Annotated in this window: 10 protein-coding genes; 6 read left to right on the top strand and 4 right to left on the bottom strand. The window is 65.0% G+C overall.

Annotation, left to right across the window (positions count from 1 at the left end; translation table 11 throughout):
• Positions 1-441: 441 nt before the first annotated feature.
• The 3 genes from dut to NE609_RS15015 are packed head-to-tail and all read right to left on the bottom strand — an operon-like array spanning position 442 to position 3,317.
• On the bottom strand, positions 442-873 hold the full coding sequence (dut, locus tag NE609_RS15005) for a dUTP diphosphatase (protein ID WP_121587607.1): 432 nt from the start codon (positions 871-873) through the stop codon (positions 442-444).
• Positions 874-885: 12 nt separating this feature from the next.
• The gene (locus NE609_RS15010; protein WP_256152963.1) at positions 886-2,955 is read right to left on the bottom strand and encodes a U32 family peptidase; all 2,070 of its coding nucleotides are present in this window, start codon (positions 2,953-2,955) and stop codon (positions 886-888) included.
• Positions 2,952-3,317 carry a cell division protein ZapA gene (locus NE609_RS15015; protein WP_158595720.1) on the bottom strand — a complete coding sequence of 122 codons (366 nt, stop codon included), beginning with the start codon at positions 3,315-3,317 and terminating at the stop codon, positions 2,952-2,954. Before NE609_RS15015 ends, NE609_RS15010 begins: the two co-directional genes overlap by 4 nt.
• Before the next feature lie 306 nt (positions 3,318-3,623).
• Between NE609_RS15015 and NE609_RS15020 the strand changes: the two genes are divergently transcribed.
• The 3 genes from NE609_RS15020 to NE609_RS15030 all read left to right on the top strand — a co-directional run bounded on the left by NE609_RS15020 (position 3,624) and on the right by NE609_RS15030 (position 8,729).
• Positions 3,624-6,026, top strand: a complete 2,403-nt coding sequence (locus tag NE609_RS15020; protein WP_121587605.1) for a glycogen/starch/alpha-glucan phosphorylase — start codon at positions 3,624-3,626, stop codon at positions 6,024-6,026.
• Positions 6,027-6,117: 91 nt separating this feature from the next.
• A complete protein-coding gene (locus NE609_RS15025; protein WP_256152964.1) occupies positions 6,118-7,977 on the top strand; it encodes an alpha-amylase family glycosyl hydrolase in 1,860 nt (619 codons plus the stop codon).
• A 62-nt stretch (positions 7,978-8,039) separates the two neighbouring features.
• A complete protein-coding gene (locus tag NE609_RS15030; protein ID WP_101548603.1) occupies positions 8,040-8,729 on the top strand; it encodes an ABC transporter ATP-binding protein in 690 nt (229 codons plus the stop codon).
• Between the two features lie 56 nt (positions 8,730-8,785).
• Here the strand turns inward: NE609_RS15030 and nifJ are convergent, their stop codons facing one another.
• Complete coding sequence (nifJ, locus tag NE609_RS15035; protein ID WP_256152965.1) at positions 8,786-12,463, bottom strand: pyruvate:ferredoxin (flavodoxin) oxidoreductase; 3,678 nt, start codon at positions 12,461-12,463, stop codon at positions 8,786-8,788.
• Between the two features lie 386 nt (positions 12,464-12,849).
• Here nifJ and NE609_RS15040 point away from each other — a divergent pair, with 386 nt between their 5' ends.
• The 3 genes from NE609_RS15040 (at position 12,850) to NE609_RS15050 (ending at position 15,998) form a co-directional block, all read left to right on the top strand.
• Positions 12,850-14,202: a hemolysin family protein gene (locus tag NE609_RS15040; protein WP_256152966.1), complete on the top strand. Its 1,353-nt coding sequence runs from the start codon at positions 12,850-12,852 to the stop codon at positions 14,200-14,202.
• A 75-nt stretch (positions 14,203-14,277) separates the two neighbouring features.
• The gene (locus tag NE609_RS15045; RefSeq protein WP_256152967.1) at positions 14,278-15,210 is read left to right on the top strand and encodes a hypothetical protein; all 933 of its coding nucleotides are present in this window, start codon (positions 14,278-14,280) and stop codon (positions 15,208-15,210) included.
• Between the two features lie 77 nt (positions 15,211-15,287).
• Complete coding sequence (locus NE609_RS15050; RefSeq protein ID WP_256152968.1) at positions 15,288-15,998, top strand: tRNA 2-thiocytidine biosynthesis TtcA family protein; 711 nt, start codon at positions 15,288-15,290, stop codon at positions 15,996-15,998.
• The last annotated feature ends 138 nt before the right edge of the window (positions 15,999-16,136 follow it).

Genomic DNA, 16,136 nt, shown 5'->3' on the forward strand with positions numbered 1-16,136 from the left:
AGACTCGCCGGCAGAGGCATTGCGCCCGCGGCGCGGCGGCTGGCGGGATGCTGTAAACTCGTTCGTTCATCCGTGAACATGGCGTCGCCGACTTTGGCCGCAGGCCAACCGGAGGCGGCGCGGGGGTCAAGGGGTTCTCCCCTTGCGGCTTCTTTTCCCCATTTCTTGCCCGTACAAGAAATGGGGCCGCCTGCCGGGGCGGGACCCGGCAATCCCCGCCGCCGAAGGCGGCTCATTAAAAGCGCCTCGAAGGGGCGCGAACAAAAGCCCTCCGCCCGCTGGGCGGAAAAGCCTGAGGGATCGCTGCCGGTCGACTACCGACAAACTCCGCCGCTCACTGAGCGGAAAATCCAAGCCCACCCCGGGGCGGGACCCGGCGGCTCCGCCGCTCCATGAGCGGCAAGTCCAAGAATAATCCCCGCCGGGAAGCGGCAAAAAAGTCTACCTCCCGGTGGACCCGAACCCGCCTTCGCCGCGCGAGGTCTCGCCGAGCTCGGCGCACTCCTCGATCTCGGGGGTATGCACCGGCAGCAGCACGAGCTGGGCGATGCGGTCGCCCGGTTCGACGACGAAGGGCTCGTCGGTGTGGTTATAAAGCCCCACGATCACCTCGCCCCGGTAGTCGCTGTCGATCACGCCGACGCAGTTGGCGGGCACGATGCCGTGCTTGATGCCAAGCCCGCTGCGCGCGAAGACAAAGCCCGCGTAACCCGGCTCGATCGCCATGGCCAGGCCGGTCGGGATCTTGACCGTCCGGCGGGCGGGGATCGTCACCGGGGAGTCGAGGTCGGCGCAGAGGTCGTAGCCCGCGCTGCCCGGCGTGGCGTTCGCGGGGATCCGCGCCGACGGGCGCAGGCGTTTGAGTTTCAGCATATGGCAGTCCTCCTATAGTACCGTCTTGTAGAGCAACCCCCGCGTGAATTTCCCATGGAATTCCCCGCCGGAGCGGTAGGTTTCAAACAGTTTCCCGCACTCCTCCGGGCTCTCGGTGGAAAAGCGCAGCTCGATGAAGTCGAGCCCCCGCAGCTCCGAAAGCCGGTCCCCCATGAAGAGCGGGACGGGATTGAGGATTTCACTGCACCCGTAGGCGCAGCTCGTATAGAGGATCTCCCCCCGGCGGTCGGTCAGGAAGTTCTCCCCCTTCTTACAACGCGCGCAGCCCACGAACGACTTCACCGGGCAGTTGCGAACCGTCATGAGGGGCAGACGCCCGTAGGCGGTCAGCCCGAGCGGGATGGGGGATTGAATCCTTTTCGCCATGTCGAGCGTCGCCTCGAAGGAGAGCAGCAGGTCGCAAAGCCCCCAGCCGGCGAGCGTTTCGGCCGCGTAGGAGTTCATCGCGTTGAAAAACGGCTCCCCGTGCAGCATAAAGCCCGCCGCCCCGGCAATTTTTACCGCGCCGGGGTTTCCCACAGCCGCGTGGCGTATTCCCCTCTCCCGCAGCAGCGAGAGCTGCCTTTCCAGCGCCTCCCCTCCCGAAAAGAGGATGCGCGGCAGCCCGGCGCACAGCTTGTCCGCATACGCGGGCGCGCCGTTTTCACAGAGCTTCACAAGCTCGGGCACCGGCAGCGTGACGAGCTCCGCCCTCTCGAGCAGTTCGGGCGAGAGCTGCCGCGCGCTGTAGGCGCGCACCCGCAGCGCCGGGAGCGGCGCGGGCGCGTGTCCGCGCGGCGCGCCCGCGCTTGCGCGGTCGAAGGGGATGGCGCGGGTTTTTCCGCGCAGCCCGTCGAGTTTCCCGAGCGCCTCGCGGCGTAGGGCGTTGACCGCCGAGGCGGGCAGCATCAGCCCTTCCCCGATCTCGCAGGAAACGCTACGGACATGGTAGGGAGTCCCGCCCGTCTTGGAGAGGCTCGCCGCCGCGCGCTCCGGATCGGTGGGGCGGTTGACCGCCGCCTGAGGGATCTCCCCCGCGGCTTCGGAAATGTTGCCGTCCCCGTCGGTCACGACGAGACGCGCGGGCTCCCCCGCCTTCATCGTGAAGCGGAAATCCGTCTCCACCTTCTGCACCTGCTTGCGCGGGTCGGTGTAGAGGGTCTCCAGCCCGCCGAGCACCCCCGCCGCCGCGGTGACGTCCTCCTTCTGGCGGATGCCGAACATCTCCGCGCCGAGGCGCCCCTCGAAATAACCGTCTGTAAATCCACTGCGTGAAAATACAGATTGTAGCGTTTCCAAGTCGACCGGTTCCCCCGCCAGCGCCTTGCGGCAGGCGGTGACGGCGGCCGCGACATATTCGGGGCGCTTCATCCGCCCCTCGATCTTGAGGGCGGACACGCCGAGCTCCCGAAGCTCCCCCGCCCGCCCGATGATGCTCATATCCTTTAAGGAGAGGGCGTGTTCGCTGTTCCCCGCCTTGCAGGGCAGACGGCAGGGCTGGGCGCAGAGGCCGCGGTTGCCGCTGCGCTGGCCGAGCACCGCGCTCATATAGCACTGGCCGGACACCGACATGCACAGCGCGCCATGCACGAAGGTCTCCACCTCGAGGGAGGTCGAGCGGATAATCTCCCCGATCTCCTCCTTCGAGCACTCGCGGGCCAGCACGACGCGGGAAAAGCCCATCTCCTCGAGCATTTTGGCCCCCTCGACGTTGTGCACCACCATCTGGGTAGAGCCGTGCAGCCGAAGCGACGGCGCGCACCGGCGCAGCAGCGCCGCCGCGCCCGCGTCCTGCACGATGACCGCGTCGACCCCCGCCGCGCAGGCGGCCTCGGCGTCGGAGAGAAACTGCGGGATCTCATCCTCGCGCACGACGATATTGAGCGTCAGGTAGACCCTGACGCCCCGGATGTGGCAGCGGCGGACGGTGTCCGCCAGATGCTCCAGGGTAAAATTTTCGGCGCCGCGGCGGGCGTTGAACGCCCCGGCGCCGAGATAGACCGCGTCCGCCCCGCAGAGGACGGCCGCTTCAAGCGCCGCCGGGTTCCCGGCGGGCGCGAGCACCTCCGGCAGGCGGCTCATTTCACGTCCAGCTTGGTCTGGCCCTTCATCTCCTGCCCGTCGAGCTGGCGGCGCAGGTGGGCGTTCTCCCGCTTGACCTCGTCGAGCTCGATGCGCGCCTTGGCGGCGTCCTCGAGGTACTCCGAAATCTGGGTGCGCATGCGGTCGGCGTTCTCCTCGCTGCGCTTGTAGGCGTCGATATAGTTGATGGCGCAGAGCACCATCACGTCGTTGAAGGAGATGCTCGGGTTCTTCTCCAGAATCCCCTTGATCTGCTCGTCCAGCTCCTGCGCGAGCCCGAGCACGTATTCCTCCGGTTCCGACGTGGAGATCGTATAGTGCACGCCGTTGATCGTAATCCTGACGCGGTTGATGGTATTCATGGTCCGATAACCTCCCATACTTGCTGTTATCTTTCATATTATATCGCATTTCCCGCCGCGAATAAAGAGCCCGTACAAATTTTCCGAGTTTCTTTGGTTTTTCCATCCCTTACTGGAGGTTTTTGCCGAATCCCGCGTTTTTACGCCCCATCGCTTGCATGGCGCGGCGTTTTAGGGTATAATGAAGTGTAATTATCCAGTTTTATACAAGGGTAAAGCGCCAGCGCGTCAAAGCGCTGCCACGCCGCCTGATTGCCGCATAAAAGGCCGGCCCGCACCTGCCGCACCGAGTATTAGGAGGGTATCATGAACATCAGCAAGCACTACACCAAGGAGGTCCTCAAGGACCTCCTCCTGGACACCTTCAAGAGCGACATGCTCATCGAGCCGGAGCACGCCTCCGACGAGGTCTATTACGAGGCGCTCTGCCGCGTCACCCGCGAGATCCTCAGCGAAAAGTACAAGATCTTCAACGCCCACAACAACGCCCGCGCGGAGAAGAAGGTCTATTATCTCTGCATGGAGTTTTTGATGGGCCGCTCCCTCAAGAACAGCCTCTACAACCTCGGCATCCAGGACGCGATGACCGCCGCCCTCGAGGAGCTGGAGGTCGACATCGAAAAGATGTACGCGCTCGAGCCGGACGCGGGCCTCGGCAACGGCGGCCTGGGCCGCCTCGCCGCCTGCTACCTCGACGCGATGGCCACCGAGAACCTGCCCGCCATGGGCTACTCGATCCTCTACGAGTACGGCATCTTCAAGCAGCGGATCATCGACGGCTGGCAGACCGAGACGCCCGACTACTGGCTGCCGGGCGGCAGCGTCTGGCTCAAGAAGAAGCCCGACCGCACCGTGCCGATCAAGTTCGGCGGGCGCATCGAGGAGGGCTGGGAAGGCGGCCATCACTGGGTCAACCACGTCGACTACCAGACGGTCTACGCCGTCCCCCACGACATGTACGTCACCGGCTTCCAGAGCGAGGGCATCGCGGTGCTGCGCCTGTGGAAGGCGCAGAGCCCCGGCTTCGACATGGAGGCCTTCAACCGCGGCGACTACGTCAATTCGATGGGCGCCGCCTCCGCCTCCGAGGCGATCTCCAAGGTGCTCTACCCCAACGACAACCATGCCGAGGGCAAGATGCTGCGCCTCAAGCAGCAGTATTTCCTCACCGCCGCCTCGATCTCCGACATCGTGCGCCGGCACCTCTCCCTCTACGGCACGCTCGACAACTTCGGCGAAAAGAACGCCATCCAGATCAACGACACCCACCCCGCCCTCGCCATCCCCGAGCTGATGCGGGTGCTGCTCGACGACTGCGGCTACGAGTGGGAGCGCGCCTGGGACATCGTTGTGCGCACCTTCGCCTACACCAACCACACCGTCATGGCCGAGGCGCTTGAAAAGTGGAACGAGGACATCTTCCGCAACCTGCTGCCCCGCATCTACCAGATCGTTCAGGAGATCGACCGCCGCTTCTGCGCCGAGCTGCGCGACGTCTACCACTACGACCCCTACGACATCGACCGCATGCGGGTGGTCTACGACTTCCAGGTGCGCATGGCCAACCTCGCCGTCATCGCCTCCCACAGCGTCAACGGCGTCTCCAAGCTGCACTCCCAGATCCTCCGGGACAGCGTCTTCCGCGACTATTACCACCTCACCCCCTACAAGTTCAAGAACGTCACCAACGGCATCGCCTCCCGGCGCTGGCTCTACCAGTCCAATCCCGGACTCACAAAGCTCCTCTGCGACACGATCGGCGACAGCTGGCTCACCGACATGTCCCACCTGAAACGCTTCGACAAGTTTTCCACCGACAAGGCGGTGCTCGAACGGCTCGCCGCCGTCAAGCGGGAGAACAAGGAGCGGCTCTCCAAATACGTGCTCGAGACCTCCGGCGTCGCGCTCGACCCCGACTCGGTCTTCGACGTGCAGGTCAAGCGCCTGCACGAGTATAAGCGGCAGCACCTGAACGCGCTGCACATCCTGAACGAGTACTTCTGGCTCAAGGACCACCCGAACGCCCCCTTCCTGCCCAAGACCTACATCTTCGGCGCCAAGGCGGCCCCCGGCTACTTCCTCGCCAAGCAGATCATCAAGTTTATCTGCACCCTGCGCGACGTGATCGAGGCGGACCCCGCGGTGCGCGGCAAGCTGCGCATCGTCTTCCTCGAAAACTACAGCGTCACCATCTCCGAGCTGCTCATGCCCGCCTCGGAGATCTCCGAGCAGATCTCCCTCGCCGGCACCGAGGCGAGCGGCACCGGCAACATGAAGCTCATGCTCAACGGCGCGATTACCCTCGGCACCCTCGACGGCGCGAACGTCGAGATCGGCGAACGGGTCGGCAAGGACAACATCCTCATCTTCGGCATGACCGCCGAGCGCGCCGCCGACCTCAAGGCCGCCGGCTACAACCCCGCCGAGTACTACAACCGCGACCAGCGCCTGCGCCGCGCGATCGACCTGCTCGCCTCCGGGCTGGCGGGCCAGCAGTTCCCCACCATCGCCAATTCCCTGCGCTACGACGACCCCTACATGGTGCTCGCCGACTTCGACGCCTACTGCGGCATCCAGCAAGAGGCCTCCCGCCTCTACCAGGATACCACCAGGTGGCAGGAGATGTCGCTCCACAACATCGCCGCGTCCGGCTATTTCTGCGCCGACCGCGCGATCGAGGAGTACGCGCACGACATCTGGTCGCTCTGAGCGCCTTCCGCGCCCCCGCTTTCCATGTCATCCGGTCAGGCTGTCAAAAGTTTTTTGGCAGCCTGATTCAATCTGTATCGGAGTTGATCTCGTGAGTACCTTTCTCTTCGACAGCCGCGACGACCGCTGCAAAACCCCCTTCGGGGCGGTCCCCACGGACGACGTCGTCACCTTCCGCGTCTTCCTGCCGATCTCCTACCAGCTGCGCGAGCCCGCGCTGCTCGTCTACAAGGCGGACCGCTGGGATTCCCCCGAGCGCATCCCCATGCACTACGAGGCGAGCGACGGGGTGAGCTGCTCCTACACCTGCATCTTCTATTCCCCCGACCCGCAGCTCTATTTCTACCTCTTCGAGGTTGCCGGGGTCAACGGAAAGATGCGCATCGCCCGCGACCAGGACGGCTTCGGCGTGCTGCTGCCGCAGGGCGGGGAGATGTGGCAGCTCACCGTCTACGACAAGGCGATGCGCGCGCCCGAATTCATGAGGAACGGCATCCTCTATCAGATCTTCCCCGACCGCTTCTGCGCGTCGGGCGGGCCCAAGAGCGGCGTGCCCTCCGACCGGCGGCTTCACCGCGACTGGTACGAGCTGCCCGAATACCTGCCCGACCCGGGCGGCGAGGTGACCAACTCCGACTACTTCGGCGGCGACCTGCGGGGCATCACCCAGAAGCTGACCTACCTCAAAAGCATGGGGGTCGGCACGATCTACCTGAACCCCATCTTCGAGGCGCACTCCAACCACCGCTACAACACCGCGGATTTCCTCCGGATCGACCCGCTGCTCGGCACCGAGGAGGACCTCCGGGAGCTGTGCGCCCGCGCGAAGGCGCTCGGCATCCGCGTCATCCTCGACGGCGTCTTCAACCACACCGGCGCGGACAGCGTCTACTTCAACAAAAAGCGCCGCTACGGGAACGGCGGGGCCTACAACGACCCCCAGAGCCCCTACCGGAGCTGGTATGAGTTCACCAACTACCCCAACGGCTACCAGAGCTGGTGGGGGTTCCAGGAGCTGCCCAACCTGAACGAGCGCGACCCCTCCTACGGCGAGTTCATCTGCGGCGAAAACGGGGTGCTGCGCAAATGGCTTGCGGACGGCATCTCGGGCTGGCGGCTCGACGTGGCGGACGAACTGCCCGACGAGTTCCTCGATCGGGTCACCGCCTGCGTCAAGGGCGCCGACCCCGACGCCGCCGTCATCGGCGAGGTGTGGGAGGACGCCTCCACCAAGGTCGCCTACGGCATCCGCCGGCGCTATTTCCTCGGCGGACAGCTCGACTCGGTCATGAACTACCCCTTCCGCGACGCGATCATCGCCTACGTCCGCCACGGCGACTGCAACCGCCTCTACTCCACCCTGCTCTCCATCCTCGAGCACTACCCCAAGCCGGTGCTCGACGTGCTGATGAACTCCCTGTCCACCCACGACATCGAGCGGGCGATCACCGCGCTGGCGGGCGAGCCGATCTCGGGCGGGCGCGACTGGCAGGCACACAACAACACGCTGAGCCCGGAAAAATACGCGCTCGGCAAAAAGCTCTTCATGCTCGCGTCGGTCATCCAGTACATGCTGCCCGGCGTGCCCTGCCTCTATTACGGCGACGAGGCCGGCCTCTACGGCTACAAGGACCCCTTCAACCGCACCTGCTACCCGTGGGGCCGCGAGGACCCCGAGCTCATCCAGTTCTTCCGCACCCTCGGCGCGATCCGGTCGGGATGCCCGGCGCTCTCCTCCGGCAGCTTCAGCGCCGTCTCCTTCACCCCCGAGGTCGTCTCCTTCCTGCGCGACTGCGGCGGCGAAAGCTACTACGTCGCCGTCAACCGCACCCCCTCGGAGCAGCCGGCCGTCCTCCCGATGGAGTTCAAGGACGCGGCGGTCCTCTACGGCAGTCTCGGCGCCGGCGGCCTGCTGCCCCCCTACGGCGCGGCGATCCTCGTCCTGCGTTAAAAAACCGCATAAAAAAGCCTCCCCCGCAGACAATAAGAAAAAACGTCTGCGGGGGATTTGTTATGCCGCTTGTGGAACTGCGGGACCTGTGCAAAATTTATAACGCCGGCGACAACGAGGTGCGCGCACTCGGCGGCGTCTCCCTCTCGATCGAGGCGGGGGAGTTCGTGGCGATCGTCGGGCAGTCGGGGTCGGGCAAATCGACCCTTATGAACATGCTCGGCTGCCTCGACCTGCCCGACGGCGGGATCTATTTCCTCGACGGGGAGGACGTCGCCCACATCCCCGAGGCCTCTCTCGCCGGCATCCGCAACCGGCGGATCGGCTTCATCTTCCAGGGCTTCAACCTCATCCCCAGCCTGACCGCGCTGGAAAACGTCGAGCTGCCGCTCATCTACCGCGGCATCCCCCGCCGCGAGCGCGGCGAGCTGGCCGTTTCCGCGCTCGAGCGGGTGGGGGTGGGCAACCGGATGCACCACTACCCCGCCCAGCTTTCGGGCGGGCAGCAGCAGCGGGTCGCGATCGCCCGCGCGATCGCCGCGAAGCCCCCCATCATCCTCGCGGACGAGCCGACCGGCAACCTCGACTCCGCCTCGGGCGCGCAGGTCATGGACATCCTCCACGAGCTGCACGCCGAGGGGCGCACCGTCATCCTCATCACCCACGACGACCGCATCGCCTCCGCGGCCGGGCGGCTCATCCGCATCATCGACGGGCGCATCGTCGAGGATTCGGGAGCCCCGCCCTCCTGAGCCGCGCGGCGAAAAAAAGCCCCGCGCCGTAAGGCGCGGGGCTTTTGCACGTCGGATTATTCCGCGTAGAGCTGCTGGAGCTTGAGCAGGTGCTGGTAGCGCGCGGCGGCGGACTTCTCCGCCTCGTCGAAGAGGGTCTCCGCACGGTCGGGGAAGGAGCGGGTCAGCGAGGAGTACCGGGCCTCGTTCATGATGAAGTCCCTGTAGCTCGCGGTCGGCGCCTTGCTGTCGAGCGTGAACGGGTTCTTGCCCTCCGCCTTGAGCGCGGGGTTGAAGCGGAACATGTTCCAGTAGCCCGCGTCGACGGCCTTCTTCATCTCGGTCTGGCAGTTGGTCATGCCGCCCTTGATGCTGTGCATCTCGCAGGGGGCGTAGCCGATGATGAGGGAGGGGCCGTGATAGGCCTCGGCCTCGGCGATCGCTTTGATCGTCTGGTTCATGTCGGCGCCCATCGAGATCTGCGCGACGTAGACATAGCCGTAGGACATGGCCATCTCGGCGAGGCTCTTCTTGGCGATCGCCTTGCCGGCCGCGGCGAACTGCGCCACCTGGCCGATGTTGGAGGACTTGGACGCCTGGCCGCCGGTGTTGGAATAGACCTCGGTGTCGAAGACCATGACGTTGACGTCCTCGCCCGAAGCGAGCACGTGGTCGAGCCCGCCGTAGCCGATGTCGTACGCCCAGCCGTCGCCGCCGAAGATCCAGACGGACTTCTTGGCGAGGTATTCCTTCTCGGCCAGGATCTCAGCCGTCAGCGTGCAGGCCTCGCAGTCGCAGTGGGCCGCGCCCGACGCCTTGAGGGCCTTCATGTGCTCATGCATCTCGGCGTGCTTGTCGCCGAAGATCTCCTTGCTCGCGGGGGTCTCGATGAAGGCGAGGCAGTCGTCCACGCTCATCAGGCCGCCCTGCAGGGCTTCCACATACTTCTCGGTGGCGGCGGCGTTGGCCTTGCCGTCGTCCATCGTGTCGAGCCACGCCTGCGCGGCTTCCTTCAGCGGGGCCCAGGTGTGGGGCACCTCGATGAGCGCGCGGGTCTTCGCGGCCAGGCGGTCGCGGATGGTCTTCTGTCCGATGTACATGCCGAAGCCGTGCTCGGCGTTGTCCTCAAACAGGGAGTTCGCCCAGGTCGGGCCGCGGCCGGTGTCCTTGTTGACGGTGTACGGGCTGGTGGCGGCCGGTCCGCCCCAGATGGAGGAGCATCCGGTCGCGTTGGAGATGTACATCCGCTCGCCGAACAGCTGGGTGATCAGGCGGGCATAGGAGGTCTCGGCGCAGCCCGCGCAGGAGCCGGAGAATTCAAGCAGCGGCTGGTTGAACTGGCTGCCCTTGACGGTCTCGTCGGCGGGCATGCCGGGCTTCTTGGAGATGTTCGCGACCATGAAGTCGAAGACTTCCTGCTGGGCGGACTGGCTCTCCTGCGGCTTCATGACCAGCGCCTTCTCCTTGGCCGGGCAGACGCTGACGCAGACGCCGCAGCCCATGCAGTCGAGCGGGGAGACGGCGATCGTGAACTTGTAGTCGGGCGCGCCGGTCATCTTGGCGGTGTACTTGGTCTGCGCGGGGGCCTTCGCGGCCTCGTCGGCGCTCAGCGCGAACGGGCGGATGGTCGCGTGCGGGCAGACATAGGAGCAGCGGTTGCACTGGATGCAGTTTTCCGGCAGCCACTCGGGCACCGACACCGCGACGCCGCGTTTCTCGTAGGCGGAAGCGCCCTGCTCGAAGGTGCCGTCCGCGTGGGGGACGAAGGTGGAGACCGGCAGGCTGTCGCCGTTCATCTTGGAGACGGGCTCCATGATGTCGTGGACCATCGTGACGAGCTCTTTCTTGCCCTCGGGCAGAGCCGCCTCGGCCTCGTCCTTGGCATTCGCCCAGTCGGCCGGGACGTCGATCTTGACGAACGCCGAAACGCCCGCGTCAATCGCCGCGTAGTTCATGTTGACGACATCCTCGCCCTTCTTGGAGTAGGACTTGTATGCCGCCTTCTTCATATAGTCGACGGCCTCGTCGATCGGCAGCACCTTCGCGAGCGCGAAGAACGCGGCCTGCAGGATGGTGTTGGTGCGCTTGCCCATGCCGATCTTGATCGCGAGGTCGATCGCGTTGACGGTGTAGAGCTGAATGTTGTTCTTGGCGATGTAGCGCTTGGCCTCGGCGGGCATGTGGGTGTTGAGTTCCTCGGGGGTCCACTGGCAGTTGATGAGGAAGACGCCGCCCGGCTTCACGTCGCGGACCATCTTGTAGCCCTTGACGACGTAGGAGGGGTTGTGGCAGGCCACGAAGTCGGCCTTGTTGATGTAGTAGGGCGCGCGGATCGGCTCGTCGCCGAAGCGCAGGTGGGAGATCGTGATGCCGCCCGTCTTCTTGGAGTCGTACTGGAAGTACGCCTGCACATACTTGTCGGTGTGGTCGCCGATGATCTTGATCGAGTTCTTGTTCGCGCCGACGGTGCCGTCGCCGCCGAGGCCCCAGAACTTGCACTCGATGGTGCCCTTGGCCGCGGTGTTCGCGAAGTTGTTCTCCTCGAGCGAGGTGTATGTAACGTCGTCGGTGATGCCGATGGTGAAGTGCTTCTTGGGGGAGTCCTTCTTCAGCTCGTCAAAGACGGCGAAGACGCTGGAGGGCGGGGTGTCCTTGGAGCCGAGGCCGTAGCGGCCGCCGATGACCGTCTTGCCCGACACGCCGCACTCGGAGAGGGCGGTGATGACGTCGAGGTAGAGCGGCTCGCCCAGGGAGCCGGGCTCCTTGGTGCGGTCGAGGACGGCGATGCTCTTGGCGGTGGCCGGGATCGCCTCGATCAGCTTGGCGGGGACGAAGGGGCGGTAGAGGCGGACCTTGATGAGGCCGACCTTCTCGCCGGCGGCGGTCAGGTAGTCGATGACCTCCTCGGCCACGTCGCAGATCGAGCCCATCGCGATGATGACCCGCTCGGCGTCGGGGGCGCCGTAGTAGTTGAAGAGCTTGTAGTCGGTGCCGAGCTTGGCGTTGACCTTGCCCATGTACTCCTCGACCACGGCCGGCAGCTCGTCATAAAACTTGTTGCAGGCCTCGCGGTGCTGGAAGAAGATGTCGCCGTTCTCGTGGGAGCCGCGCATGACCGGGCGCTCGGGGTTGAGCGCGCGTTTGCGGAAGGCCTCGACCGCGTCCATGTCGACCATCCCGGCCAGGTCGTCGTAGTCCCAGACCTCGATCTTCTGGATCTCATGGGAGGTGCGGAAGCCGTCGAAGAAGTTGATGAAGGGGACGCGGCCCTTGATGGCGGCCAGGTGCGCCACGGCGCCCAGGTCCATGACCTCCTGCGGGTTGCTCTCGGCGAGCATCGCGAAGCCGGTCTGGCGGCAGGCGTAGACGTCGGAGTGGTCGCCGAAGATGTTCAGCGCGTGGGTGGCGACGGTACGGGCCGAAACATGGAAGACGCCCGGCAGCAGTTCGCCGGCGAGCTTATACATGTTGGGGATCATGAGCAGCAGGCCCTGGGAGGCGGTATAGGTGGTGGTCAGGGCGCCGGCGGCCAGCGAGCCGTGCACGGTGCCCGCCGCGCCCGCCTCGGACTGCATCTCCATGACCTTGACGGTGGTGCCGAAGATATTCTTACGGCCTGCGGCGGCCCACTGGTCGACGTAGTCGGCCATCGGGCTGGACGGCGTGATCGGGTAGATCCCCGCTACCTCGGTAAACGCATAGCTGACATGCGCTGCCGCGGTATTGCCGTCCATGGTGAGTTTGTTTCTTGCCATGTTGCATCTTCCTCCTAATGATAAATTAGCGATCGCTAATAAATTGGATATTCCGAACGGGCCCGAAAGGGCGCAAAAGCCCCTTGTCCCTATCCTTATTGAGTTTATCATTTTTGCCGCGCCTTGTAAATAACAGAACCCAGAAAATTGTGACTGTTTTGTCAATTTTACGGCAAAATCCATCCCGTTTGGGGCTCCCGTATGTGGAAATTCCGGTGCCGCCCCCCGCTTTTCCCCAAAGGCGGGCTCCAAAGCCGCATTTTCCGGGGATTTTTTCCTTCCCGCGGGCGGGCTTCAAATTGACATTGTCCGGAAAAATGTTTATATTTATGGTAGCAGTGCCGGAGCGGAAACAATCGTCCATCCGCGCGGCGCAAATTGGAGGAATGAACAACATGGACCCCTATCCCAGTATCGTGATCTTCCTGCTCCTCATCCTGCTCAGTTCCCTGCTGACCGCCGGGCGCACCGCCCTCACCCAGCTGCGGGACAGCAGCGTGAAGAAGATGGCTTCCTCCGAACGCGGCGGGGAGCGGTTCATCGCGCGGCTGCTTGAACGCCCCGCCGCCTTCCTCGACGGCGTCGAGCTCGCGCGCTTCGCCTGCACGGTGGCCGCGGCGCTCTTCACCTATCCCCTCGCCCTCGTCCCGCTGACCTGGCTCGTCCGCTCGCTTTCCTTCAGCCGGCCGCTTTACTACGCCTTTTCCTTCGTCGGCTTCCTGCTGACCGTGCTCCTGCTCAACGTGCTCTGCGCGCTTCTCCCCTACCGGGTGGCCTGCCGCCATCCCGAGGGGGTCTCGGCCGCGCTCGCGCGGCTGTGCTGGTTCGTCGCCTGCGTCATGCGCCCCTTCGTGCTCCTGAACGGTGCGCTCGCCCGCGGGCTGGCGCGCCTGTTCGGCGTGCGCGCCGGCGAGGAGCCCGAGGAGGCCACCGAGGAGGAGATCCGCATGATGGTCGATGTGGGCAGCGAAAAGGGCGCGATTGAACAGAGCGAGAAGGACATGATCAACAACATCTTCGAGTTCGACGACCGCAGCGTCTCGGAGGTCATGACCCACCGCACCGACATGACCGCCGTGCCCAAGACCGCCTCCCTCGAGGAGATCGCGGACCTGGCCGTCGAGACGGGCTTTTCGCGCATCCCCGTCTACGACGACGACATCGACGACATCATGGGCATCATCTACGTCAAGGACCTGCTCCGCCTCATCGGAAAGGGGGAGGACGCGGCGTTCGACGCCCAGAAATATATGCGCCCCGCCCTCTTCGTGCCCGAGAACATGAGCTGCGTCGACCTCTTCGCGCAGTTCAAGCAGAAGAAGGTCATGGTCGCCGTCGCCGTCGACGAATACGGCGGCACGGCGGGCATCGTCTCGATGGAGGACCTGCTCGAATCGATCGTCGGCAACATCCAGGACGAGTACGACGACGAGGAGGAGGAGATCTCCCAGCTCTCGGACAACTGCTGGTCGATTGACGGCACCGTCGCGATCGACGACGTCGAGCGGCTCTTCGACGTCGAGTTCGACGAGGACACCGACTACGACACGATCGGCGGCCTGATCACCGAGGCCCTCGGCCGCCTGCCTGAACCGGGCGAGCACCCCTCCGTTCAGCTTGAGGGCGTCCAGTTCACCGTCCTGCTCGTCGAGGAGCGGCGCATCGCCCGCATCCGCGCCGAACGCCTCCCTCCCGAGGAGCCGCCCGAGCGCGAAAAGGACAAAAAAGAAAAAAATTGAAAATCCCGGCAGGAAATCCCTGCTTTTCCGCCACTTCTTCCATGAAAGAATCTGGCTAAAAGGATGTGTGCCGTTATGAAGAGAGGTCTCTGCCTGCTACTGGCGCTGGCGATCTGCGCCGGGCTCGCCGTCCCGGTCTTTGCCGACCGGCTGCTCAAGCCGATCGACGAAGCCTCCCCCCAGCCGGACGAGACGACCCCCGCCATCCCCGTGGCTCCGGCCGAGCTGCCCGTCCTGCTCGAGGCCTCCCTCTGGAAGGGGGACGAGGAGACGGTCAACACGGTGACCGATCCCGACCTGTCCAGGCAGGCCGCCGACCTGCTGCGCGAGGCCGCCGCCTTCCCCGAGGGCGTCACGCCGCCGAGCAGCATCACCGGCGTCAACCTCTACCTCGATTTCCCGGGGCAGGCGCGCCTGCACCTCTTTACGAGCGCCGTCCGCGCGGAGGGCTTCGCCGAGGGGCAGTCCTACCTGATCATCCGCCACATGGACCAGTATTATACCGCGCCCGGCGGGACGATGGACCGGCTGACCGAGCTGCTTTTCCCCCAGACCGTCGCCCTGTGGGCCGCGCTGGAGGACCCCGATTCCCCCGAGAGCGCGGCGCGCGACTACTATAACTTTCTCTCCCCCCGCCTGTCGCGCAGCGAATACGGCGGGCTGGAATTCACCGACGACCGGCGCGGCCTCGTCCTCTGGCAGACTCCCGAGGGCGGCGTCACCCCCGCGCTGGTCGCCCAGCTCACCACCGCCTACCACGGCAGGACCTGCCCCGTCACCTATAAGAGCGCCGGGCGCAGCGCCGCCGAGCTCGACGAGATCGTCGAGTTCCTCGAGGCCCGCCGCGGCGTCAAGGGCGCCGACACCATCACGAGCTGGGGCATCGACCGGGTAAACGGGCTGGTCATCCTCCACATGAGCGGCCGCTGGCCCGAGCTCAACGCCGCCATGCGCGAAAAGGGCTACACCGACCGGGTGCGCTTCCACGTCGAACCGGCGGAGGGCTGAAATTCCCCTTCCGAACCATCTGCGCCCGGCCGCGGCCGGGCGCTCGCTTTTCCATCAAAACTGTAACGGAGGCTTTTATGCAGGAGATCATGGGCTACATCCGCCGCGCGGTGGAGGAATACCGGATGATTGAGGACGGCGACACGGTCGCCGTCGGCGTGTCGGGCGGCAAGGATTCCGTCGCGCTGCTCGCCGGACTGGCCGGGGTGCGGCGGTTCATCGGCATCGATTTCACCCTCAAGGCGGTCACCCTTGACAACTGCTTCAACGGCGAGGAGGGCGACTTCTCCCCCATCGCCGACCTGTGCGGCTCGCTCGGCGTCGAATACATCCTGCGCCGCACCGACATCGGGCAGATCATCTTCGGCGAGCGAAGCGAATCCAACCCCTGCAGCCTCTGCGCGCGGATGCGCCGCGGGGTGCTGCACGACACCGCCAAGGCGAACGGTTGCAACAAGATCGCGCTCGGCCACCACTTCGACGACGCGGTGGAGACCTTTCTGATGAACCTCTTCAACGAGGGGCGGATCGGCTGCTTTTCCCCCGTCTCCTACCTCTCCCGCAAGGACCTCACGATGATCCGCCCGCTCATCTTCGCCACCGAGCGGGAGGTCCGCAACGCGGTGAACCGCGCCGGACTCCCCGTCGTCAAAAGCAAATGCCCCGTCGACGGGTGCACCGAACGGCAGTGGACCAAGGAATTTTTATACGATATGGAGAAAACTCATCCCGGAATTACAAAACGTATCTTCGGCGCCATCCGGCGGGGACATGTCTCGGGGTGGTGATTTGCCGCGCTGCGCCCGGCGGGGCTAAGACGGGAATTGCCGCCCGTGGGCGGCAAGAATCACGAGCGCGTTCCGCCGCGCGGCACGGGTTCCTTTTCGGACGGACGAAAAGGAACCAAAAGTCCGCCTAAGAACCCT

Source organism: Anaerotruncus sp. DFI.9.16 (assembly GCF_024461615.1).
Taxonomy (GTDB): domain Bacteria; phylum Bacillota; class Clostridia; order Oscillospirales; family Ruminococcaceae; genus Anaerotruncus; species Anaerotruncus massiliensis.

Excerpts from the sequence above, each read along its gene's own strand:
- NE609_RS15030 (WP_101548603.1), top strand. The coding sequence starts at position 8,040 with ATGCCGCTTGTGGAACTGCGGGACCTGTGCAAAATTTATAACGCCGGC.
- NE609_RS15050 (WP_256152968.1), top strand. The coding sequence starts at position 15,288 with ATGCAGGAGATCATGGGCTACATCCGCCGCGCGGTGGAGGAATACCGG.
- NE609_RS15015 (WP_158595720.1), bottom strand. The coding sequence starts at position 3,317 with ATGAATACCATCAACCGCGTCAGGATTACGATCAACGGCGTGCACTAT.
- NE609_RS15045 (WP_256152967.1), top strand. The coding sequence starts at position 14,278 with ATGAAGAGAGGTCTCTGCCTGCTACTGGCGCTGGCGATCTGCGCCGGG.
- NE609_RS15020 (WP_121587605.1), top strand. The coding sequence starts at position 3,624 with ATGAACATCAGCAAGCACTACACCAAGGAGGTCCTCAAGGACCTCCTC.
- NE609_RS15040 (WP_256152966.1), top strand. The coding sequence starts at position 12,850 with ATGAACAACATGGACCCCTATCCCAGTATCGTGATCTTCCTGCTCCTC.
- NE609_RS15010 (WP_256152963.1), bottom strand. The coding sequence starts at position 2,955 with ATGAGCCGCCTGCCGGAGGTGCTCGCGCCCGCCGGGAACCCGGCGGCG.
- dut (WP_121587607.1), bottom strand. The coding sequence starts at position 873 with ATGCTGAAACTCAAACGCCTGCGCCCGTCGGCGCGGATCCCCGCGAAC.
- nifJ (WP_256152965.1), bottom strand. The coding sequence starts at position 12,463 with ATGGCAAGAAACAAACTCACCATGGACGGCAATACCGCGGCAGCGCAT.